Origin of the sequence: Streptomyces sp. AM6-12, from assembly GCF_044327085.1 — a bacterium.
Taxonomy (GTDB): Bacteria; Actinomycetota; Actinomycetes; order Streptomycetales; family Streptomycetaceae; genus Streptomyces.
The window spans coordinates 1,970,308-1,987,288 of sequence record NZ_JBIQWN010000001.1; the positions used below are offsets into that span (position 1 = coordinate 1,970,308).

Annotated in this window: 16 protein-coding genes; 8 read left to right on the plus strand and 8 right to left on the minus strand. The window is 73.6% G+C overall.

From position 1 onward, the window contains the following. Position 1: 1 nt before the first annotated feature. The 5 genes from recA to ACE4Q9_RS08780 all read right to left on the minus strand — a co-directional run bounded on the left by recA (position 2) and on the right by ACE4Q9_RS08780 (position 5,915). Positions 2-1,123 (minus strand): recombinase RecA, encoded by a 1,122-nt coding sequence (gene recA, locus ACE4Q9_RS08760; RefSeq protein ID WP_397983678.1) that lies wholly within the window; start codon positions 1,121-1,123, stop codon positions 2-4. Between the two features lie 257 nt (positions 1,124-1,380). Next, positions 1,381-2,655, minus strand: a complete 1,275-nt coding sequence (locus tag ACE4Q9_RS08765) for an AI-2E family transporter (protein WP_397983679.1) — start codon at positions 2,653-2,655, stop codon at positions 1,381-1,383. A gap of 135 nt (positions 2,656-2,790) precedes the next feature. Further along, the gene (locus ACE4Q9_RS08770; protein WP_397983680.1) at positions 2,791-2,985 is read right to left on the minus strand and encodes a DUF3046 domain-containing protein; all 195 of its coding nucleotides are present in this window, start codon (positions 2,983-2,985) and stop codon (positions 2,791-2,793) included. Positions 2,986-3,152: 167 nt separating this feature from the next. Then, positions 3,153-4,265, minus strand: a complete 1,113-nt coding sequence (locus tag ACE4Q9_RS08775) for a 4-hydroxy-3-methylbut-2-enyl diphosphate reductase (RefSeq protein ID WP_397983681.1) — start codon at positions 4,263-4,265, stop codon at positions 3,153-3,155. 177 nt (positions 4,266-4,442) lie between these two features. After that, a complete protein-coding gene (locus ACE4Q9_RS08780; protein ID WP_397983682.1) occupies positions 4,443-5,915 on the minus strand; it encodes a hypothetical protein in 1,473 nt (490 codons plus the stop codon). A gap of 214 nt (positions 5,916-6,129) precedes the next feature. Here ACE4Q9_RS08780 and ACE4Q9_RS08785 point away from each other — a divergent pair, with 214 nt between their 5' ends. The 8 genes from ACE4Q9_RS08785 to ACE4Q9_RS08820 all read left to right on the plus strand — a co-directional run bounded on the left by ACE4Q9_RS08785 (position 6,130) and on the right by ACE4Q9_RS08820 (position 14,770). Further along, positions 6,130-7,113: an ACP S-malonyltransferase gene (locus ACE4Q9_RS08785; RefSeq protein WP_397983683.1), complete on the plus strand. Its 984-nt coding sequence runs from the start codon at positions 6,130-6,132 to the stop codon at positions 7,111-7,113. Between the two features lie 61 nt (positions 7,114-7,174). Beyond that, positions 7,175-9,025 carry an acyl-CoA dehydrogenase gene (locus tag ACE4Q9_RS08790; RefSeq protein WP_397983684.1) on the plus strand — a complete coding sequence of 617 codons (1,851 nt, stop codon included), beginning with the start codon at positions 7,175-7,177 and terminating at the stop codon, positions 9,023-9,025. Continuing rightward, positions 9,022-10,119 (plus strand): 3-oxoacyl-ACP synthase III family protein, encoded by a 1,098-nt coding sequence (locus tag ACE4Q9_RS08795; RefSeq protein WP_397983685.1) that lies wholly within the window; start codon positions 9,022-9,024, stop codon positions 10,117-10,119. Before ACE4Q9_RS08790 ends, ACE4Q9_RS08795 begins: the two co-directional genes overlap by 4 nt. Further along, positions 10,116-11,042, plus strand: a complete 927-nt coding sequence (locus tag ACE4Q9_RS08800) for an SDR family NAD(P)-dependent oxidoreductase (RefSeq protein WP_397983686.1) — start codon at positions 10,116-10,118, stop codon at positions 11,040-11,042. The genes ACE4Q9_RS08795 and ACE4Q9_RS08800 overlap by 4 nt, the downstream gene beginning before the upstream one ends. 10 nt (positions 11,043-11,052) lie before the next feature. Then, on the plus strand, positions 11,053-12,144 hold the full coding sequence (locus ACE4Q9_RS08805) for a beta-ketoacyl-ACP synthase III (RefSeq protein WP_397983687.1): 1,092 nt from the start codon (positions 11,053-11,055) through the stop codon (positions 12,142-12,144). Further along, complete coding sequence (locus tag ACE4Q9_RS08810; RefSeq protein WP_397983688.1) at positions 12,141-12,410, plus strand: acyl carrier protein; 270 nt, start codon at positions 12,141-12,143, stop codon at positions 12,408-12,410. The genes ACE4Q9_RS08805 and ACE4Q9_RS08810 overlap by 4 nt, the downstream gene beginning before the upstream one ends. Then, positions 12,407-13,630: a beta-ketoacyl-[acyl-carrier-protein] synthase family protein gene (locus ACE4Q9_RS08815; protein WP_397983689.1), complete on the plus strand. Its 1,224-nt coding sequence runs from the start codon at positions 12,407-12,409 to the stop codon at positions 13,628-13,630. Before ACE4Q9_RS08810 ends, ACE4Q9_RS08815 begins: the two co-directional genes overlap by 4 nt. Before the next feature lie 135 nt (positions 13,631-13,765). Beyond that, entirely contained in the window at positions 13,766-14,770 is a 1,005-nt protein-coding gene (locus ACE4Q9_RS08820) for a hypothetical protein (protein WP_397983690.1), read from the plus strand. Between the two features lie 102 nt (positions 14,771-14,872). Here the strand turns inward: ACE4Q9_RS08820 and ACE4Q9_RS08825 are convergent, their stop codons facing one another. Genes ACE4Q9_RS08825 through ACE4Q9_RS08835 form a run of 3 tightly spaced genes read right to left on the minus strand, consistent with a single transcriptional unit; the run spans position 14,873 to position 16,969 of the window. After that, a complete protein-coding gene (locus tag ACE4Q9_RS08825; protein ID WP_397983691.1) occupies positions 14,873-15,181 on the minus strand; it encodes an AzlD domain-containing protein in 309 nt (102 codons plus the stop codon). Further along, positions 15,178-16,005: an AzlC family ABC transporter permease gene (locus tag ACE4Q9_RS08830; RefSeq protein WP_397983692.1), complete on the minus strand. Its 828-nt coding sequence runs from the start codon at positions 16,003-16,005 to the stop codon at positions 15,178-15,180. Before ACE4Q9_RS08830 ends, ACE4Q9_RS08825 begins: the two co-directional genes overlap by 4 nt. A gap of 22 nt (positions 16,006-16,027) precedes the next feature. Next, positions 16,028-16,969 carry an AraC family transcriptional regulator gene (locus ACE4Q9_RS08835; protein ID WP_397983693.1) on the minus strand — a complete coding sequence of 314 codons (942 nt, stop codon included), beginning with the start codon at positions 16,967-16,969 and terminating at the stop codon, positions 16,028-16,030. Positions 16,970-16,981 lie beyond the last annotated feature (12 nt).

Sequence of the window (16,981 nt, forward strand, 5' to 3'; positions counted from 1 at the left end):
GTCAGCTCTTGGCAGCGGCGGCCTTGGGCTTGGTGGCCTTGGCGGCCTGGGCGGCCGTCTTGGCGGTGTCCTCGGCCGGGGCGGCACCCGCGGCGTCCGCACCGGGCTCGGCCGACGGCTCCTCCGGCCGGACACCCACACCCAGCTTCTCCTTGATCTTCTTCTCGATCTCGTTGGCCAGGTCGGGGTTGTCCTTGAGGAAGTTGCGCGCGTTCTCCTTGCCCTGGCCGAGCTGGTCGCCCTCGTACGTGTACCAGGCGCCGGCCTTGCGGACGAAGCCGTGCTCCACGCCCATGTCGATCAGGCCGCCCTCGCGGCTGATGCCCTGGCCGTAGAGGATGTCGAACTCGGCCTGCTTGAAGGGGGGCGCGACCTTGTTCTTGACGACCTTGCAGCGGGTTCGGTTGCCGACCGCCTCGGTGCCGTCCTTCAGGGTCTCGATGCGGCGGATGTCGATGCGCACCGAGGCGTAGAACTTCAGCGCCCGGCCACCGGTCGTGGTCTCCGGGGAGCCGAACATGACGCCGATCTTCTCGCGGAGCTGGTTGATGAAGATGGCGGTGGTCTTGGACTGGTTGAGCGCGCTGGTGATCTTCCGCAGCGCCTGGCTCATCAGACGGGCCTGGAGACCGACGTGGCTGTCGCCCATCTCGCCCTCGATCTCCGCGCGCGGCACGAGCGCGGCGACGGAGTCGATGACGATCAGGTCGAGCGCGCCGGAGCGGACCAGCATGTCCACGATCTCCAGCGCCTGCTCGCCGTTGTCCGGCTGGGAGAGGATCAGGTTGTCGATGTCGACGCCCAGCTTGCGCGCGTACTCGGGGTCGAGGGCGTGCTCGGCGTCCACGAACGCGACCTGGCCGCCGGCCTTCTGCGCGTTCGCCACGGCGTGCAGCGTCAGGGTCGTCTTACCGGAGGACTCCGGTCCGTAGATCTCCACGACGCGGCCGCGCGGCAGGCCGCCGACGCCGAGGGCCACGTCGAGCGCGGTCGAACCGGTCGAGATGACCTCGATGGGCTCCTTCGACCGCTCGCCCATGCGCATGACCGCGCCCTTGCCGAATTGCCGTTCAATCTGTGCGAGGGCGGCGTCGAGCGCCTTCTCGCGGTCGGTTCCTGCCATGGGTTCCACCCGGTTTGCTTGAGTCGATCGCTTCACGTCAAAGACGCTAGCGCCTGCCACTGACAATGCGTCCCGACATCGGCCCGGCCTGTGGATAACCAGGGTGCATATCTACCCAAACCACGACCTAACCCCCGGTCCACAGCCGCGCCGGAGCCTTCATAAGAATGGATGTTCGATTTTCGTGTCAAGCGACACCCCGAGCGGTGCCAGAGCGAAGACGAACCGGTTGCGCCCCCGAGCCGGGAAGGGCGGCGCTAGCGCCGGGTGCGCGTGGACCTGAGGCGGGCGAGGAGGCCGGGGGTGGTCTGGGGACGCGGGTGGTGTCCGTGTACGCGGGGGTCGTCGGTGACGTCGTAGCGCTTGACGTAGGCGCCCAGGAAGGCCTGAAGGGTGGCCACCGCGGGGATGGAGATCAGCGCGCCGACGGCGCCCAGCAGCGCCGTACCCACGATGACCGAGCCGAAGGCGACGGCGGGGTGGATGTCGACGCTCTTGGCGGTCAGCTTGGGCTGGAGCATGTAGTTCTCGAACTGCTGGTAGATCACGACGAAGACCAGCACCCACACCGCGTACCAAGGGGCGACGGTGAACGCGATCAGCATCGGCAGCGCGCCCGCGAGATAGGTGCCGATGGTGGGGACGAACTGCGAGACCAGCCCCACCCAGACACCGAGCACGGGCGCGTACGGCACGCCCAGGGCTTGCAGCAGGATGTAGTGCGCGATGCCGGAGACGAGCGCCATGAGGCCGCGCGAGTAGAGGTAGCCACCCGTCTTGTCGACGGCTATCTCCCAGGCGCGCAGCACCTCGGACTGGCGCGCGGGCGGCAGCACCGAGCACAGGGCGCGGCGCAGCCGGGGGCCGTCGGCCGCGAAGTAGAACGAGAACAGCGCGATGGTCAGCAGCTGGAAGAGGCCGCCGAGCACCTGCTGGGACACGTCGAGGACACCGGCCGCGCTGTTCTGCGCGTACTTGCGCAGCCAGTCGGAGTGGAGCAGCCCCTCCTGGACGTCGACCCGTCTGAGGTTGGCGTGGAAGGTCTGGTTGATCCAGTGGATGAGCGAGTCCAGGTAGTCCGGGAAGCCCTCGATCATCTTGATGATCTGGCCGGCCAGCATCGAGCCGAGCAGGGTGACGAATCCCGCGGCGGCGATGGTGAGCAGGAAGAAGACGAGGAAGGTGGCGAGGCCCCTGCGCATGCCGCGGGCGGCCATCCGGCTCACCGCGGGCTCGACCGCCAGGGCCAGGAAGAACGCGATCAGGATGTTGATCAGCAGCCCGGTGAGCTGGTGGAAGGCCCAGCTGCCCAGCTGGAAGGCGGCGATCAGCGCGAGCGCGAGCACCATGGCGCGCGGCAGCCAGCGCGGCATGCGGCCGTCCGCCACAGGACCATCCGGCATACGACCGTCGGTCATGCGACCGTCCGGCGTGACGGCACCCGGAGCCGGCGGCCGGTCGGTCGTCGCCGTCGGGTCGGCCGGTGCCGTGGGCCGGGTCGGCTGCTCGGTGTCCTCGTCAGTACGTGCCACGCGCCAAGTCTCGCCCACCCCACCGACAAACGGCGCCCACCTGCGGCTTTCGTGACCGATCAGTGCCGTAGCGTCGACTTCACACTGTACTTACCGGGCATTTCGCCCCATACCGCCGGGGATTCGGCGGCAGGCTCAGCGCCGCTCCCCTGGCACGTCCATGACGGCGCACACCACGCGCCACACGTCCTTGGCGTCCCAGCCGGCGTCCAGCGCCTCGTTCACCGTGCGGCCGCCCAGTTCCGACATCACGTGATCGCGGGCGAAGGTCTCGGCGTACCCCTGACCGAAGTGTTCCGCCATCCGCTGCCAGAAGACCGTCAACCGCATGAATCCCGCTCCATACCCGCTGTGACCTGAACGTTTCCCGCCTCTCGCACCCTCGCTCACCCGCGTCGGACAGGAAGCGCGTGCCTGTACGCAGCGAAGAACGCGTGTACGTAGGAAGCGTAGAACGAGAGCGGGCGTGCGGCGGGGCCCGTGAGCGGGTCGTGCGGTCAGGGCACCGCGGACGAGCGGGGCACCAGAAGTGGCTCCGGGTAGGAGCGGACCTCGCGGCGGATGTGGCTCGCGGGGCCCAGGCCGTTCATGATCCGGCCGATCTCCCGCCGTCCGCGCCCGTCGGGCGTGGCGTCCACGAGGGTGATCGTCGCCGCGTCGATGTCCTGCGGGCGCAGGCTCGTCGGCGTGGTGACGTCGTGCACCCGCAGCTTGGCCTCGGCGGCCTGGGACACGGCGGTCCGGACGGCGGGGGCCGAGCGGCCTCCGGCGACCAGCAGGGTGTCGGACTGGCTCAGCGCGGCGGCGACCGCCGTGTGGAGGTCCTCCATGGTGTAGCACCACTCCGAGGGGTGCTGGCCGCGCAGCCGGGGGTACCGCCGTCGCAGCACCTTGAGGATGGCCGCCACCTCGGAGACGACGGACCCCGGTGTCACCACGAACGCGAGCCGGTCCGGATCGCCGACGGCGACGGCCTCCGCCTCCTGCCGGGAGCGCACCGCGACCGGCGCGGCGCCGGTGGTCCGCGCCCGCCAGGGCGGCGGCCCGGCGGCCTGGGAACCCACGACGACGATCTCGTCCCCCCGGTCCGCTAACCGGTGCAGCGCGCTGTTCGCGTTCCGCGTCGCGGGGCACGCACGGGTCGCCGGGCACCCGCACGACTCCCAGGAGGGGGCGGCGGCCTGCGCGGGCACGGAAGCCGCGGGCGGCCGGGCGTCGGCGGTGGTGGTCGGGGCCATGACGTACAGCAGCCTGCGAGTCCGCAGGACGGCCCGGAAGGAGTCGATCTGCCGGCCCGCCAAGGCCAGCGCCGCCGAGTCCTTCGCGTCCGCCGCCAGGGCCAGGCCGTGATGGCCTCCCTCGGGTCTCTCGTAGGTGACGGCGAAGACCGTGGTCGCGGCGTCGGGCAGGTGTGTGTGCAGACACGTCGCCGGCAGGGCCCGGTTCCGCGGCACGAGCCCGCTGTTGCGGGTCAGTGCCGCGAGCAGGCCGTGGGCGGGGCAGTCGACCCGGCCGCGCGCGGGGTGGGTGAAGGACGTGGCGACCGTGAGAGTGCCGGGAGGGACGCGCAGGGTGGCGCGGAAGACTTCGGACAGGACGCTGCGGTTCATTTTCCTGCTGTCGTACGAAGGGATGAGTGGCCGGGGTACGGCGCTGCCATCCAACCGGCGTGATCGCCCGTCCCTCCACCGCCGGTCCGGTTTTCACCCTCCTGGAGCAGTCGGGCGGGGACGCGGGCGGGGTCTCGTGCTATGGGATCGGACCAGGGGCTCGGCGGCCGGTCCACATCAACGGTCGGTCCCCGCATGCCCGTTGCCGCTGCCGTTGCCACCGCCGCCCTCGCCAGCCCCGTTCCGGTGATCCTGGCCGGTCCTGGAGTGGGCCACGCGCGCGCGGGCCAGCACCGCCGCCGCGGCGGGGTGGGCCGAGTGCGGCCGGAGCGCGGCGTGCAGGGCGCGCAGCCGGTCGTCGGCGCGGGCGCTGTGGATGTGCGGGTACACGTCGAGGAAGTCCTGCCACGTGTTGCAGGCCTGGTCGAGGTGGCCCGCCGAGAGCTGGGTCTCGGCCAGTTCGGCGGCGGCCAGTGCCGCGGACCGCCACTCCTCGGCGGGCCGGTACCGCCGGGAGAGCTGGAAGGCCCGGACGGCGGCGTTCAGATCACCCGCGCTCCTGGCCACGACGGCCTGCTGGAGCGCGAGGGAGCCCTGGTGGAAGGCGCCGACAGAGGTGGCACCGCTCGCGGATCTCTCCAGGCACCGCTCGGCCGAGGTGAGGAGCCCGGCGGCCCCCGATCCACCGGCCGCCGCGCGCGCCACCGCCAACTGGCCGTAGAGGAAAGCCTGCTGGTGCGGGGGTACGTACCGGACGCCGATGTGTACGGCATTCTCGGCGAGGTCCTGGGCCTCGGCGAACCGCCCCAGGGCGTGCGCCTGCACGCTCAGCCCGCGCAGACCGAGCGCCCGCCCTACCGGATCGCCCGCCTCGGCTGCCAGTTGAATGCTCGTCAGGTACAAGCGCTGGGCGGCGACATGGTGGTTCATGTCGAAGTGGGCGAACGCGCACAGGTAGGCGAGCTGGGCGGCCACGGTGAACAACTCGCGTCGTACGGCGGGTTTCATGTCGCATCGCAGCCAAGGCAGCAGCGTGGTCGACAGGTACTGGCGCAGCGGGACGCGGACCGCCCCGGAGCCGAAGGTGCTGTCCGTCCGCGAGAAGAGGGTGAGGAGTTCCCGCGCGGAGGCCACCTGGTTCATACCGATGCGGCCCGGCGGGTCGGAGGCAGGGGCAGGGGCGAAGGCGGGGGCGGGGGCGGCGGGGCCGGTGGCGGGATCCGGCGGCTGCGGTTCGATGGGCGGGAACGGCTCGTGCGGTCCGGCCGCCGTCGGCAGGGCGTAGGGATCGGCCAGGACGAGACCGCATCGGCAGGTGCCGTGCAGTATCCGGTCCAGGCGTGCCACGGCGTCTCCTTCGCCCGTGCTCTCCCCGTCGGGGCTCGGCCGGCCGGGGGCGAGGAGCCCAGTGTCCTCCGCCCGTACCCGCCTGTCGAGGCGTCGCGAGAGGGCCAGCGCGACGAGCTGGGGCACGGGAGGGCGCGGGCGGCTGCCCGCCAGCCAGTGGGCGACCGTCGTGCGGTCGTAGCGGTACGGGGTTCCCTGGGCGGCGCCCAGGGCGTTGACCTCGCGGGCGAGCCGGGCACCGCTCCAGCGCGCCTCGGCCAGGAGTATCCGCAGGGCCTGGTTCGGAGTACGGGGCGATCGCACGTTGCTTGTCCTGTCCCGAGCGACCGGTCGTCAGTACGAACGTTCAACGCCATTTCGTGTTCAACAGGTTCGCCCCCTTGCGGGGCCATATTCACGCCTTCGGTTCCGGCAGGCTCGAAACGCGCCAAGAGCCGCGGCGACCACAGCCCCCGCGGGACCCCCGACCACCACGTGTCCCGCGCGCATCGCCCCCTTGATCGAAGGAAAGTGCCCGATGTCCACCCGTTCCACCCACGGACTTCCTTCCCGGCCCTCAGGGAAGCGTCCCGTTCATCTGTTCCCCGGACAAGGTGACTTCTCCGTCACTTCTCTGGTCCGCGCGGTACGGACCGCCGATGTCGTACGCGACGCCGTAGGCGAGGTTTTCGGAGAACTCGACGGCATAGCCGCCGAACACGATCTGCCCCTCCTTGCGGCGCGGTTGCTGGGCTCCCGGCCTCCGGGCACGCGCGAACTGGCCGAGGCGCCCGCCGGAACGCTGCAACTCGCCGCATACGGTGCCTCGGTGGCGGTCCACCGGGCGCTGAGCCGTGTCTACGGGCCGCCGGCGGCGGTCGTCGGCGTCAGCTTCGGGGAGATCGCGGCGGTCGCCGCCGCCGGGGTGCTCACGGTGGCGGACGGGGCGCGTGCCGCCCTCGACCTCGCGCAGGTCCTGGCCTTCTGTCCGGGCGGGCTGACCGTGCTCGGCTGCCCGGAGGAGCAGGCAGGCAGGCTGCTCGCGGTGGCCGGGGCCGCGGACACGGTGGTGGCGGTGGTCAACGACGACCGCTCGGTGGTGGTCTCCGGCCCGCACGCCGACCTCGTCCGGGTGGAGAAGACGGCGGAGGAACTGGGCGTGTCCGCCGTCCGGCTGCGGCTGCCGTTCTCCTCGCACCATCCCGCGCTCGCCCCGCAGGCCGAGGCGTTCGCCACCCTGCTGCGCGCCTACCCCTGGTCCAAGGCCCGCTGCCCGGTGTTCTCCGCCGTGGCCCGGCGCTCCTACCTGCCGGACGACGATCCCCGGCTGGGCCTGGCGGACTGCCTGGTCAAACCCGCCGTCGTACCCGCCGTGCTGCACCAGCTGCACACCTGCCGCCCGGACATGCTCCTGGAGGCCGGCACGGGGGACGCGCTGGCGACCTCGGCGCGCCGGGTGCTGGACCCGTGCGGCGGCCCGCCGGTCCACGCACCGCTGACGGACCTCGACTTCGCCTGGTGACACCCACCCCCTCGTAGCGCCACCTCCACCGGTGACCCCCTCTTCCCCCGGAGGCCCACCCATGCTCACCGACACCCTGCCCGCCACCGCCTGCGCCGAACTGCACCGGATCCTGCACGGCCCGTGCCCGCCCGAAGTCCTCTCCAGGCTGCGCACCGGAACAACCACCGGCACCGACGCCGGCACCCGCTCGTCCCGCGGTGCCCAACTGCTGCACGTGTTGGGCCTGATGGGGCAGACCCTCCCGCCTCCGGAGAAGATCTTCGAGGACCCGGCGCGGCTCGCCGCCGTCCACGCCTGGGCCGCCGTCACCGACCCGCCGCTGTGCCTGGCCGCGCTGGTGCACCACACGCTCTGCCTCGGGTCCATGATCCAACTCGGCTCGTATCCCGCGTATCTGGCGGAGCGCATGGCGGCCCTGACCGCCGGCCGCGCCAAGGGCGTCTACCTGATCACCGAGGCCGGTCAGGCGAACAGCCATCTGGCGACGCGGACTTGTGCCAGGTACGACCCGGCCGCCAGGGAGTTCGTCCTGGACACTCCGGATCCGGAGGCCGCGAAGTTCGGCAGCGCGGGCACGCTGGACGTCCCCCAGACGGCGGTGGTGCTCGCCCGACTGTTCATCGACGGCACCGACCGGGGGGTCTTCGGCTTCGTGGTCGACCTGACCGACGGCACCGGGCCGCTGCCCGGCATCGAGATCTCCTCGCCGATCGAACTGGGCGCGCTGCCCCTGGACTACGTCCTCGTACGGTTCCGGCGGCTGCGGGTGCCCACGGCCCACTGGCTGGCCGACGGGGCGGCCATCGGCGCGGACGGCACCTTCCGCGACCCGGCCGGATCCACCGAGCGCCGGCTTCAGCGCACCCTGCGGGTGGGCCAGGGGCTGTGGGCGCTCATGCCCGCCGTGGCCGCCGCGACCGCCCGCCAGTCCGCCGTACAGGCCGTCAACTACGCGCGGCAGCGCCGTACGCAGAGCCGGCTGGCACCGGGCGCGCCGCTGCTGTCGTACCGGACCCAGCAGCGCGCGGTGCTCGGCGCGCTGGCCGACGCCTTCGCCCTGACCTGCGCCGCGCACGGGGCCCGCGCCCTGTGGACGCGGTCTCTCGCCGCGCCCTCGGACGGCGACGGTGCCGACACGATGGGGTTCACCCCCTGGACCGCCGTCAACCGGCCGCTCGCCGCGTACAAGGCCGCCACCGTCCGGCTCGCCGCCGAAGTGAGCGCGGAATGCCAGCGCCGGTGCGGCTTCTCCGGCCACCTGGACGTCAACCGGCTGGCCAGCTACCACGGCTTCCACCACGCCTTCGACACGGCGGGCGGGGACAGCCGGCTCATCCTGTACGACATCGGGCGCTCCCTGGTCGAGGAGAGCGCGGGCGCACCCGCACCGGCCGGCGGCGCGGCGCGGCCCCCGTCCGCCTCCCCCTCCTGGTGGCCGGATCTCGCCCGCACCCACCGGGCCAGGCTCACCGCCCACCTCGCGGCGCGGCTGCGCGCCCCGGAGCGCGGTGCCCCGTTCGACGCCTGGAACCCGCTGCTGGAGGACGCGGGCCTGCTCGGCGAGCTGTACGCCGACGGCCTGATGGCCGGGGACGTCGTACGCGTGCTCGGCGAGGTGCGCGACGAGAGCGCGCGCGCCGTCCTGGCCCCGCTGGCCGCCCTGCACGGGGCGATGGCCGCCCGCCGCTGGTCCGCCTCGCTGCTCGCGCACGAGACCCTGCGGCCCGCGGACGTGCGGGCGCTCACCGATGTCATCGACCACCTCTGCGACGGACTGCGCCCGCATCTCCCCCTGCTCACCGAGGCGTTCGTGCACGGCGCCGGGGCGACGGACGCCCCACTGGCCGCGGCCGACTACAACGCCGCGCTGCGGGCCACGCTCACCTGGATCCAAGGAGCCCTCACATGACGTACACCCGCCCTATCGGCGTCCTGGGCATGGGCACCTATCTTCCCTCGACGGTCCGCACCAACGCGGAGGTGGCCGAAGGCGCCGGTGTCACACCGGAATGGATCAGCGAGCGCACGGGGGTCCGCGCGCGCCATGTCGCCGCGCCGGGCGAGGCCGCCTCCGACCTGGCGGCGCACGCGGTCCGCGCGGCGGTGAGGGCCGCCGGGCTCGACATGGCCGACATCGGCCTGCTGATCTGCGGTACCTCGACCCCCGACGAGCTGGGCCCGGCCACCGCCTGCCGGATCCAGACGCTGACCGGAGCCGCCCGCGCGGTCGCGCTCGACGTCAGCGCCGCCTGCTCGGGCTGGCTGTTCGCCGCCAAGGTGGCCCACGACTGGCTGCGCACGGCCGAGGAGGGCACCCGGTACGCGGTCGCCGTCGGCGTCGAGACGTACTCCCGGTTCCTCGATCCGGCCGACCGGGGCACCGCCGTCCTGTTCGCCGACGGAGCGGCGGCCGCCGTCCTCGGACCGGTGGCCGAGCCCGGCGGGTTCGCGCAGTTCCGGCTGGGCTCGGACGGCGCGCTCGCCGACCGCGTGCTCATTCCCGCGGGCGGCAGCCGGAGGCCGGCCAGCGCGGCCACGCTCGCCGGGCGCGACCACTTCATCCGCATGGACGGCCGCGCCATCGGCCGGTTCATCACGGACGTCTTCCCCCGCCTGATCACCGACGCCCTCGACCGGGCGGGGCTGGCCCTGGAGGACGTCGACTGTGTCGTCGCCCACCAGCCAAACCCGGTACTGCTGCGGCGGATCGGGGCCGACCTCGGCATCCCGGACGACCGTCTCGTGGTCGTCGGCGACGAGGTGGGCAACATCGGCGCCGCCAGCACGCCGTACGCCCTGGCACGCGCCGTCGACACCCGGCCGCTGAAACCCGGCGACCGGGTCCTGCTGGCCGCCTTCGGCGCCGGGATGACCTGGGGCAGCGCCCTGCTCACCTGGAGCGGCGCGCCCGCCGTCGCCGCGGACCCGGCGGCCGGCCCGGAAACCGTACCGTCCGCCGCCCGTTCGGCCGGACGGTCCACCTCACAAGGAGCCGCTCGATGAACGCCACGGACCACTCAACGGACATCACGGGCCGCTCGGCCAGCGCCCTGAGCCACTCGGCGAATGCCCTGGCCCACCCGGCGAGCGCCCTGGACCTGTTCCGCCTGGACGACGCGCGCGCGTTGGTGACCGGCGCCTCACGGGGCATCGGCAGGGCGGTCGCCGAGGCACTCGCCGACGCCGGATGCGAACTGGCGCTGACCGCGCGGACCCTGCCCGCTCTGGAGGACACCGTGCGCGCGGTGCAGGACCGGGGCCGCAAGGCCGTCGTCCTGGACGGGGACCTCGCCCAGCCGGGCGTCGCCGAGGCGCTGATCGAGCGGGCGAGCACGGCGCTGGGCGGCCTGGACATCGTCGTCCACAACGCGGGCACCCTGCCGACCGCGGCCGACGGCACCCCCCTGATGGCCCCCCTCCAGCACGCCCGCCAGCAGGACTGGGAGGCAGTCGTCGCCGTCAATCTCAACGCCACGGCCGCCCTGTGCCGGGCAGCGTACCCGCACCTGGCCGCGTCCTCGCGCGCCAGTCTGATCCTGATGTCCTCGGCCGCCGGGCTCGTCGGCGCTCCGATGATGGAGGCGTACGCCGCGACCAAGGCGGCCCAGATATCGCTCACGCGCAGTCTCGCGGTGGGCTGGGCGCGGCAGGGCATCCGCGTCAACGCCCTGTGCCCCGGCTGGGTACGCACCGACATGACCGCCTTCGCCAGCGCGCCGGGCCCGGTGTCCGACTGGCTCACCAGCCATGTGCCGATGGGCCGTTGGGCCGATGTGGACGAGGTGGTCGGAGCCGCGGTCTTCCTCGCCGCCCCCGCCTCCTCCATGGTCACCGGGCACGCGCTCGTCGTGGACGGCGGACTGTCCGTCGCCGACGGCGGCCTGGCCGGTCACCCCAAGCCCCCCTCGCCCTTCGCCGCGGAGTGAGTGACCACCTTTGACTGAAACCCCCCTCACCCTCACGCGCCCGGCGGACACCACCACCGCCGTCATCACCGGCATCGGCGCCTGCCTCCCGCCGCGCGTGGTCGACAACGACACCGTGATCGCGCGCGGCGGGCTGCGCACGGACGACACCTGGATCAGGGAGCGCACCGGTATCGCCCGCCGGCGGCACGCGGACGCCGGCACCAGCACCGGGGACCTCGCCGTCGGCGCCGGCCGGGCGGCCCTCGCCTCGGCCGGAGACCCGCGGCCCGAGACGCTGCTGCTGGCCACCGGCACGCCCGACCACCCCTGCCCGGCCACCGCGCCCGCCGTGGCGCACCGGCTCGGTCTGGACGGCATACCGGCCTTCGACCTCTCCGCGGTCTGCTCCGGCTTCCTCTACGCCCTGGCCATGGCCACCGCGCTGATCCGCGCCGGCAGCTGCGGCACCGTGCTGGTGATCGCCTCCGACACCTACACCACCATCGTCAACCCGCTCGACCGGGAGACCGCGCCGATCTTCGGCGACGGGGCGGGCGCGGTCCTCGTCACCACGGGCCAGGCCGGTGAACCCGGCGCCGTGGGCGCCGTCGACCTCGGGTCCGACGGCGGCGGCGCCGACCTCATCACCATCCCCTACGGCGGCTCCCGGCACCCCCGCCACCTGCCCGGCACCGACCCGGACGGACACTTTTTCCGCATGCGGGGCCGCGCGGTCTACGCGCAGGCGGTCCGCCACATGACCCGGTCCGCCGGCACCGCGCTGCGCGGGGCCGGCTGGGCGCCGGACACCGTACGGGCCTTCGTCGGCCACCAGGCCAACCAGCGCATCCTGGACTCGGTCGCCGACCGGCTGGGGATCGAGCCCGCGCACCGGTTCGGCAACATCGGGGAGCTGGGCAACACCGCGGCCGCCTCCATCCCGCTGGTGCTGGCCGATCCCGCGGTCCACGCCCGCGTCAAACCCGGCGAACGCGCGCTGCTGACCGCCTTCGGCGGCGGTCTGACCTGGGCCTCCGCCACCCTCCACTGGCCGGACGCCGAACCTGTTTCGGAGCGGCCGGCCGACCATCCATCCGCCTCTTCGAGGAGCGACTCGTGAACCGTGTCTACGACCGTCTCGTGACCCTGCTGCACAACAAGTTCGAGGTCCCCGCCGACCGCATCGAGCCCGCCGCCACCCTGGGCGCCCTCGACCTGGACTCCCTCGCCGTGGTGGAGCTGTACGTCACCCTCCAGGAGGAGTGGGGGATCGCGCTGGACGACTCGGCGGCGTCCGCCGAGCTGACCGTCGCGGAGGTGGCCCGCGCGGTGAGCGAGCAACTCGCCCTGGACGGACCGGTGCCGGACGACGGAAGCGGACGGTGAGCGACCGGATCGCCGTCACCGGGCTCGGACTGGTGACGGCGGGCGGGATCGGAACCGGCGCCACCTGGCAGACCCTGTGCGCGGGCCGGCCGGCGGCACGCACCGATCCCGCCCTGGCCGGCGGCCCGGTGACCATGTCGTGCCGCGTGCCCCCGCCGGAGGCGGGTCCGGGCCGGCTCTGGCGGTTCGACCCCGCCACCCGCTTTCTGCTCACCGCCGCCCAAGAGGCCCTGGACAGCGCCGGTTTGGCGCCCGCGCGGTGGGATCCGGCACGGGTGGCGGTGGTCGTGGGCAGCGCGGCGGGCGGGGTCGGCACGCTGGAGGCCCAGCACCGCAAGCTGCTCACCGCCGGTCACGGTGTCCTCTCTCCGATGACGCTGCCCGCGTTCCTGCCCAACATGGCGGCGGGCCAACTTGCCCTGCAACTGGGGGTCACGGGCCCCTCCCTCCAGACCTCCACGGCCTGCGCGTCGGGCGCGACGGCAGCCGTCACGGCCTGCCTGCTGCTGGCCGCCGGTGCCTGCGACATCGCCATCGCCGCCGGGACCGACGCCATGGTGACCCCGCTGTGCGCGTCCGCCTTCGCCAAACTCGGCGCCCTGTCGCGCCGGGACCACGCCCCCGGACAGGCCTCCCGCCCCTTCGACAAGGGCCGCGACGGCTTCGTGCTGGGGGAGGGCTGCGGCGTGCTGATCCTGGAACGCGAGCCGCACGCACGGGCCCGCGGTGCCGCGCCGATGGCGCTGCTCACCGGTCACGGCAGCACCAGCGACGCCCACCATCCCACGGCGCCGCACCCCGAGGGGGCGGGGCTGCGGGCGGCCACCACGGCGGCGCTGGCCGCGGCGGGCGCGGGCCCCGACGACGTCGACCACATCAACGCCCACGGGACGAGCACCCGCCTCAACGACGCGGTGGAGGCGGCCGTGATCAGAGACCTCTACCCCCGCAGGCCCCCCTCGGTCACCTCGGCCAAGGGCGTCCTGGGGCACACCATGGGGGCGGCGGGCGCCATCGAGGCCGCTGTCACCGTGCTGACCATCGTGCACGGGACGGCGCCTCCCACGGCGAACTTCTCCGCGCCCGACGACACCACCGCCGGCCTGCACATCGTCACCGGCGCGCCCCGTTCCCAGCCTGTCCGTCTCGCCCTCAGCCACTCCCTGGGCTTCGGGGGCCACAACACGGTCCTCGCGTTCGCGGCGCCGTCGTACGCGTGACAAGGAAAGGAGGGCAATCTCCGAGACCGTGTCCGAAGAGACCGTCAACCGCGTGAATCCGGTACCCCGCCCCTGAGAGTGGGGCCCGCCCAGGGACCGCTTGCCACGGCCGCATTCCGTCCTACGGTCTGACGCATGGCCGAAACCGGAGCTTCCCCACTCCCCTGCACGCCCCCGGCGCCTTCCCCGCTGTTCAGCGCCGAACAGTTCATGTGGCTCACCGCGCGCGTGCTGGAGCAGCGCCTTTTCGCGTACCACTTCCTGCGCGGCACCCCGGACGCGGTGGAGGCGGCCCTGGACGCCTACCGCAACGAGGACGGCGGTTACGGGCACGCGCTCGACCCCGATCTGCGCGGACCCGTGAGTCAGCCCCTGCACACCGCGCACGCCCTGCGCGTCCTGGACGCCGTCGGGCGCTGCGGCGGACAGCGGGTGGAACGCGTGTGCCGCTACCTGACGTCCGTCTCCACGGCGGACGGCGCACTACCCGCGGTCCATCCGAGCGGGCGCGGGTATCCGGCGGCACCGCTCGTCCACGGCTCTCCGACGGCCTCGGACGCGCCCGTCCAGGCCGGCTCCCGCGGCTCGCTGGCGACCACCGGTCCCGTGGTGGGACTGCTGCACCGAAACGAGGTGTGGCACGCCTGGCTGTTCCGGGCCACCGACTTCTGCTGGCAGGCCGTGGCAGACCTGGAGCTGCCGCGTCCTTACGAGGTGCTGGCCGCGGTGGCCTTCCTGGACTCCGTTCCCGACCGCCCGCGCGCGGAGGCCGCCGCGGACCGGCTGGGCCGCCTGGTGCGCGCACAGCGGCTCGTCGTACTGGACCCGGACCGCCCGGCGCCGCCCGGCCATGCCGCAGGCGTGCACCATGTCCCCCAGCAAGCGGCGCACCGGGGTGCTCCGGGCGCGCGCCACTATCCGCACGATGTCGCCCAGAGCCCCGCCTCACTCGCGCGCGCCTGGTTCACCGACGACGAGATGGCCCGGTCCCTTGACCATCTGGCCGCCGGGCAGCAGGAGGACGGGGGCTGGCCGGCCCGCCGCCGTCCGTGGGCACCGGTCCCCGCCTTCGAAGCGCGCGCCCTGGCGACGATCGAGGCGCTGTGCACCCTGCGGGCGTACGGCCGCTTCGTGGGCTGATCCGGTTCAAACCCGGTGCGGGTTCGCACCTGGTGCCGGTGTCGAAGCCGGGGCCGGGGCGGTTTCGGGGCCGATATACGTGCGGACCCGATGTACGAGGGCTCAGCCGCCGAGGGCGCGGACGCCCGCCGTCACCAGTACGGCCGCGGCGACGACCACCAGGAACGGCGCGCGCAGTACGAGGGCCACGGCAGCCGCTCCCAGCCCCGCGGCCCTGGCGTCCAGCGTCAGCGCGTGCCCCTGGGCGAACGTCTGCTGTGCGGTGAGCGCGGCGAGGAGGGCGACGGGCAGCAGCGCGGCGAGCCGCCGTACGACGGGCCGTTCGATGACGTGGGCCGGTACCAGCAGACCCGCGAGCTTGACGGCGTAGCAGCCGAGCACGGTCAGCCCGATCGCGATCCAGGTGTTCACCGGCCCTCCTCCCCGGCCTTGTCCAACGAGGTCTCCTTCACGCCGTTCGATCCCTCCGGGGTTTCGTGCGGAAATTTCCGCAGAGCGGGGCCGGCCGGCGCGCGGCCTGGGTCTCCTTTTCCGCGCCGCCCCGACATGAACAGGGCGAACGGTGCGGCCAGCGCCGCCACCAGGACCGGCACCCCGGCCGGGAGCACGGGCAGCAGACCGAGGCCCAGCAGCACCGCGAGGCCCGCGACCGCGCGCTCGGTGGCCGTCCTCAGCATCGGCGCGAGCAGGGCCAGGAACACCGCGGGGCCGGCCGCGTCCAGCCCCCAGGCGCGCGTGTCGCCGATGGCCTTGGCGCCCAGGGCGCCGAGCAGGGTGGTGAGGTTCCACAGCACGTAGAGGGTGAGTCCGGTGACCGTGAAGCCGATCCGCGCGGCGCGCCGGGTGGGCTGCGCCAGGGTGACCGCCGTCGTCTCGTCGATCACCCACTGGGCGGCGAACGGCCGCACCGCGCGCGGAAGGGCGAGGAGCTGCGAAAGCCGCAGCCCGTAGAAGGCGTTGCGCACGCCCAGGAAGAAGGCGCCGGCCGCCGCCGTGTACGGGTTTCCCCCGGCGGCCAGGGCGCCGACGAGGGCGAACTGGGAGGCGCCGGTGAACACCAGAAGGCTGAGCGCGCAGGTCTGGAGGAGTCCGAGTCCGCCGCCCGCGGAGGTCACCCCGAAGGCGAACCCGGACAGTCCCACGGCGACACCGACTCCGAGGGCGTCCCGTACGACCGCCGCGTCGGGCTTGGCCGCGTCGTCCGCCATGTCCACTGATGCTGTCTGCTGTGCCACTCGGGGACCGTACGGGCGCACATCAGACCGCGTCTTGTACGTTCTTGCGCTCCAGCGTGTTCGCGCGCCCGCGTACGCCGCCGCGTTCGCGCTGGTAGGCGCCCGGCGGCACGCCGACGATCCGGGCGAAGTGCCGGTTGAGGTGCGGCTGGTCGGTGAAGCCGACGGCGACGGCCGCCTCGGCGGGCCGGGCGCCGGTGTCCAGGAGCAGGCGCGCGCGGCGCACCCGGGCGTCGGTCAGCCAGGCGTGCGGGGGCATGCCGTAGCTGGCGCGGAAGGCCCGCAGCAGCGCGAACGGACTGGTCCCCAGCTCGGTGGCGAGCCGCTCCAGGGTCGGCGGCTCGGCCATGCGTTCCTCGAGCACGGCCCGCGCGCGGGCCGCGATCCGCGCCCCCGCCGTGCGCACCCGCCGCTCGGGCAGCGTGCCGCCGTTCAGCCGGAGCAGCCGGGTGACTGCGACCCGGAGCAGGGTGTCGGCGGCCAGCGCGTTGCCCTCCTCGGCGGCGCGCAGCACCTGGTGGACGAGGCGGCCGGTGGCGGGGTCGTCGAGGACGGGACTGACGAAGCCGGGGCTGCCGCGCAGGGTACTGGTCTCGGCCGCTATCGCCTGCACCACCTCGGGCGCCGGGTAGATCGCGCCGTACCGCCAGCCCTCCGGCACCCCGGCCCGGCCGGTGTGCGGGGTGTCCGGGTTGACCAGCGCGAGGGCCCCCGCGCCCGCGGACACGTCGGAACCGCCGTGGTGGAACACCTCGACGCCGTCCGCGATGGCGGCGATCACGAAGTTCTCGTGGGTGTGTCGGACGAACGTCTTGTGGACGTACCGGGCGCGCAGCAGGTCGACGCGGGGCAGTTCCTCGTAGCACCAGTGCCGCGCCCGCTCCACCGCCCGGCCCGCCCGGTCGCGGGGCGGACGGTCATCGCGGGGCGAGCGGTCATCGCGCGGTCCAGCCGTGCCTGTCATGGGTCCATTGTC

Excerpts from the sequence above, each read along its gene's own strand:
- recA (WP_397983678.1), bottom strand. The coding sequence starts at position 1,123 with ATGGCAGGAACCGACCGCGAGAAGGCGCTCGACGCCGCCCTCGCACAG.
- ACE4Q9_RS08770 (WP_397983680.1), bottom strand. The coding sequence starts at position 2,985 with ATGCGGTTGACGGTCTTCTGGCAGCGGATGGCGGAACACTTCGGTCAG.
- ACE4Q9_RS08775 (WP_397983681.1), bottom strand. The coding sequence starts at position 4,265 with ATGAACCGCAGCGTCCTGTCCGAAGTCTTCCGCGCCACCCTGCGCGTC.
- ACE4Q9_RS08785 (WP_397983683.1), top strand. The coding sequence starts at position 6,130 with ATGTCCACCCGTTCCACCCACGGACTTCCTTCCCGGCCCTCAGGGAAG.
- ACE4Q9_RS08790 (WP_397983684.1), top strand. The coding sequence starts at position 7,175 with ATGCTCACCGACACCCTGCCCGCCACCGCCTGCGCCGAACTGCACCGG.
- ACE4Q9_RS08795 (WP_397983685.1), top strand. The coding sequence starts at position 9,022 with ATGACGTACACCCGCCCTATCGGCGTCCTGGGCATGGGCACCTATCTT.
- ACE4Q9_RS08800 (WP_397983686.1), top strand. The coding sequence starts at position 10,116 with ATGAACGCCACGGACCACTCAACGGACATCACGGGCCGCTCGGCCAGC.
- ACE4Q9_RS08820 (WP_397983690.1), top strand. The coding sequence starts at position 13,766 with ATGGCCGAAACCGGAGCTTCCCCACTCCCCTGCACGCCCCCGGCGCCT.
- ACE4Q9_RS08835 (WP_397983693.1), bottom strand. The coding sequence starts at position 16,969 with ATGACAGGCACGGCTGGACCGCGCGATGACCGCTCGCCCCGCGATGAC.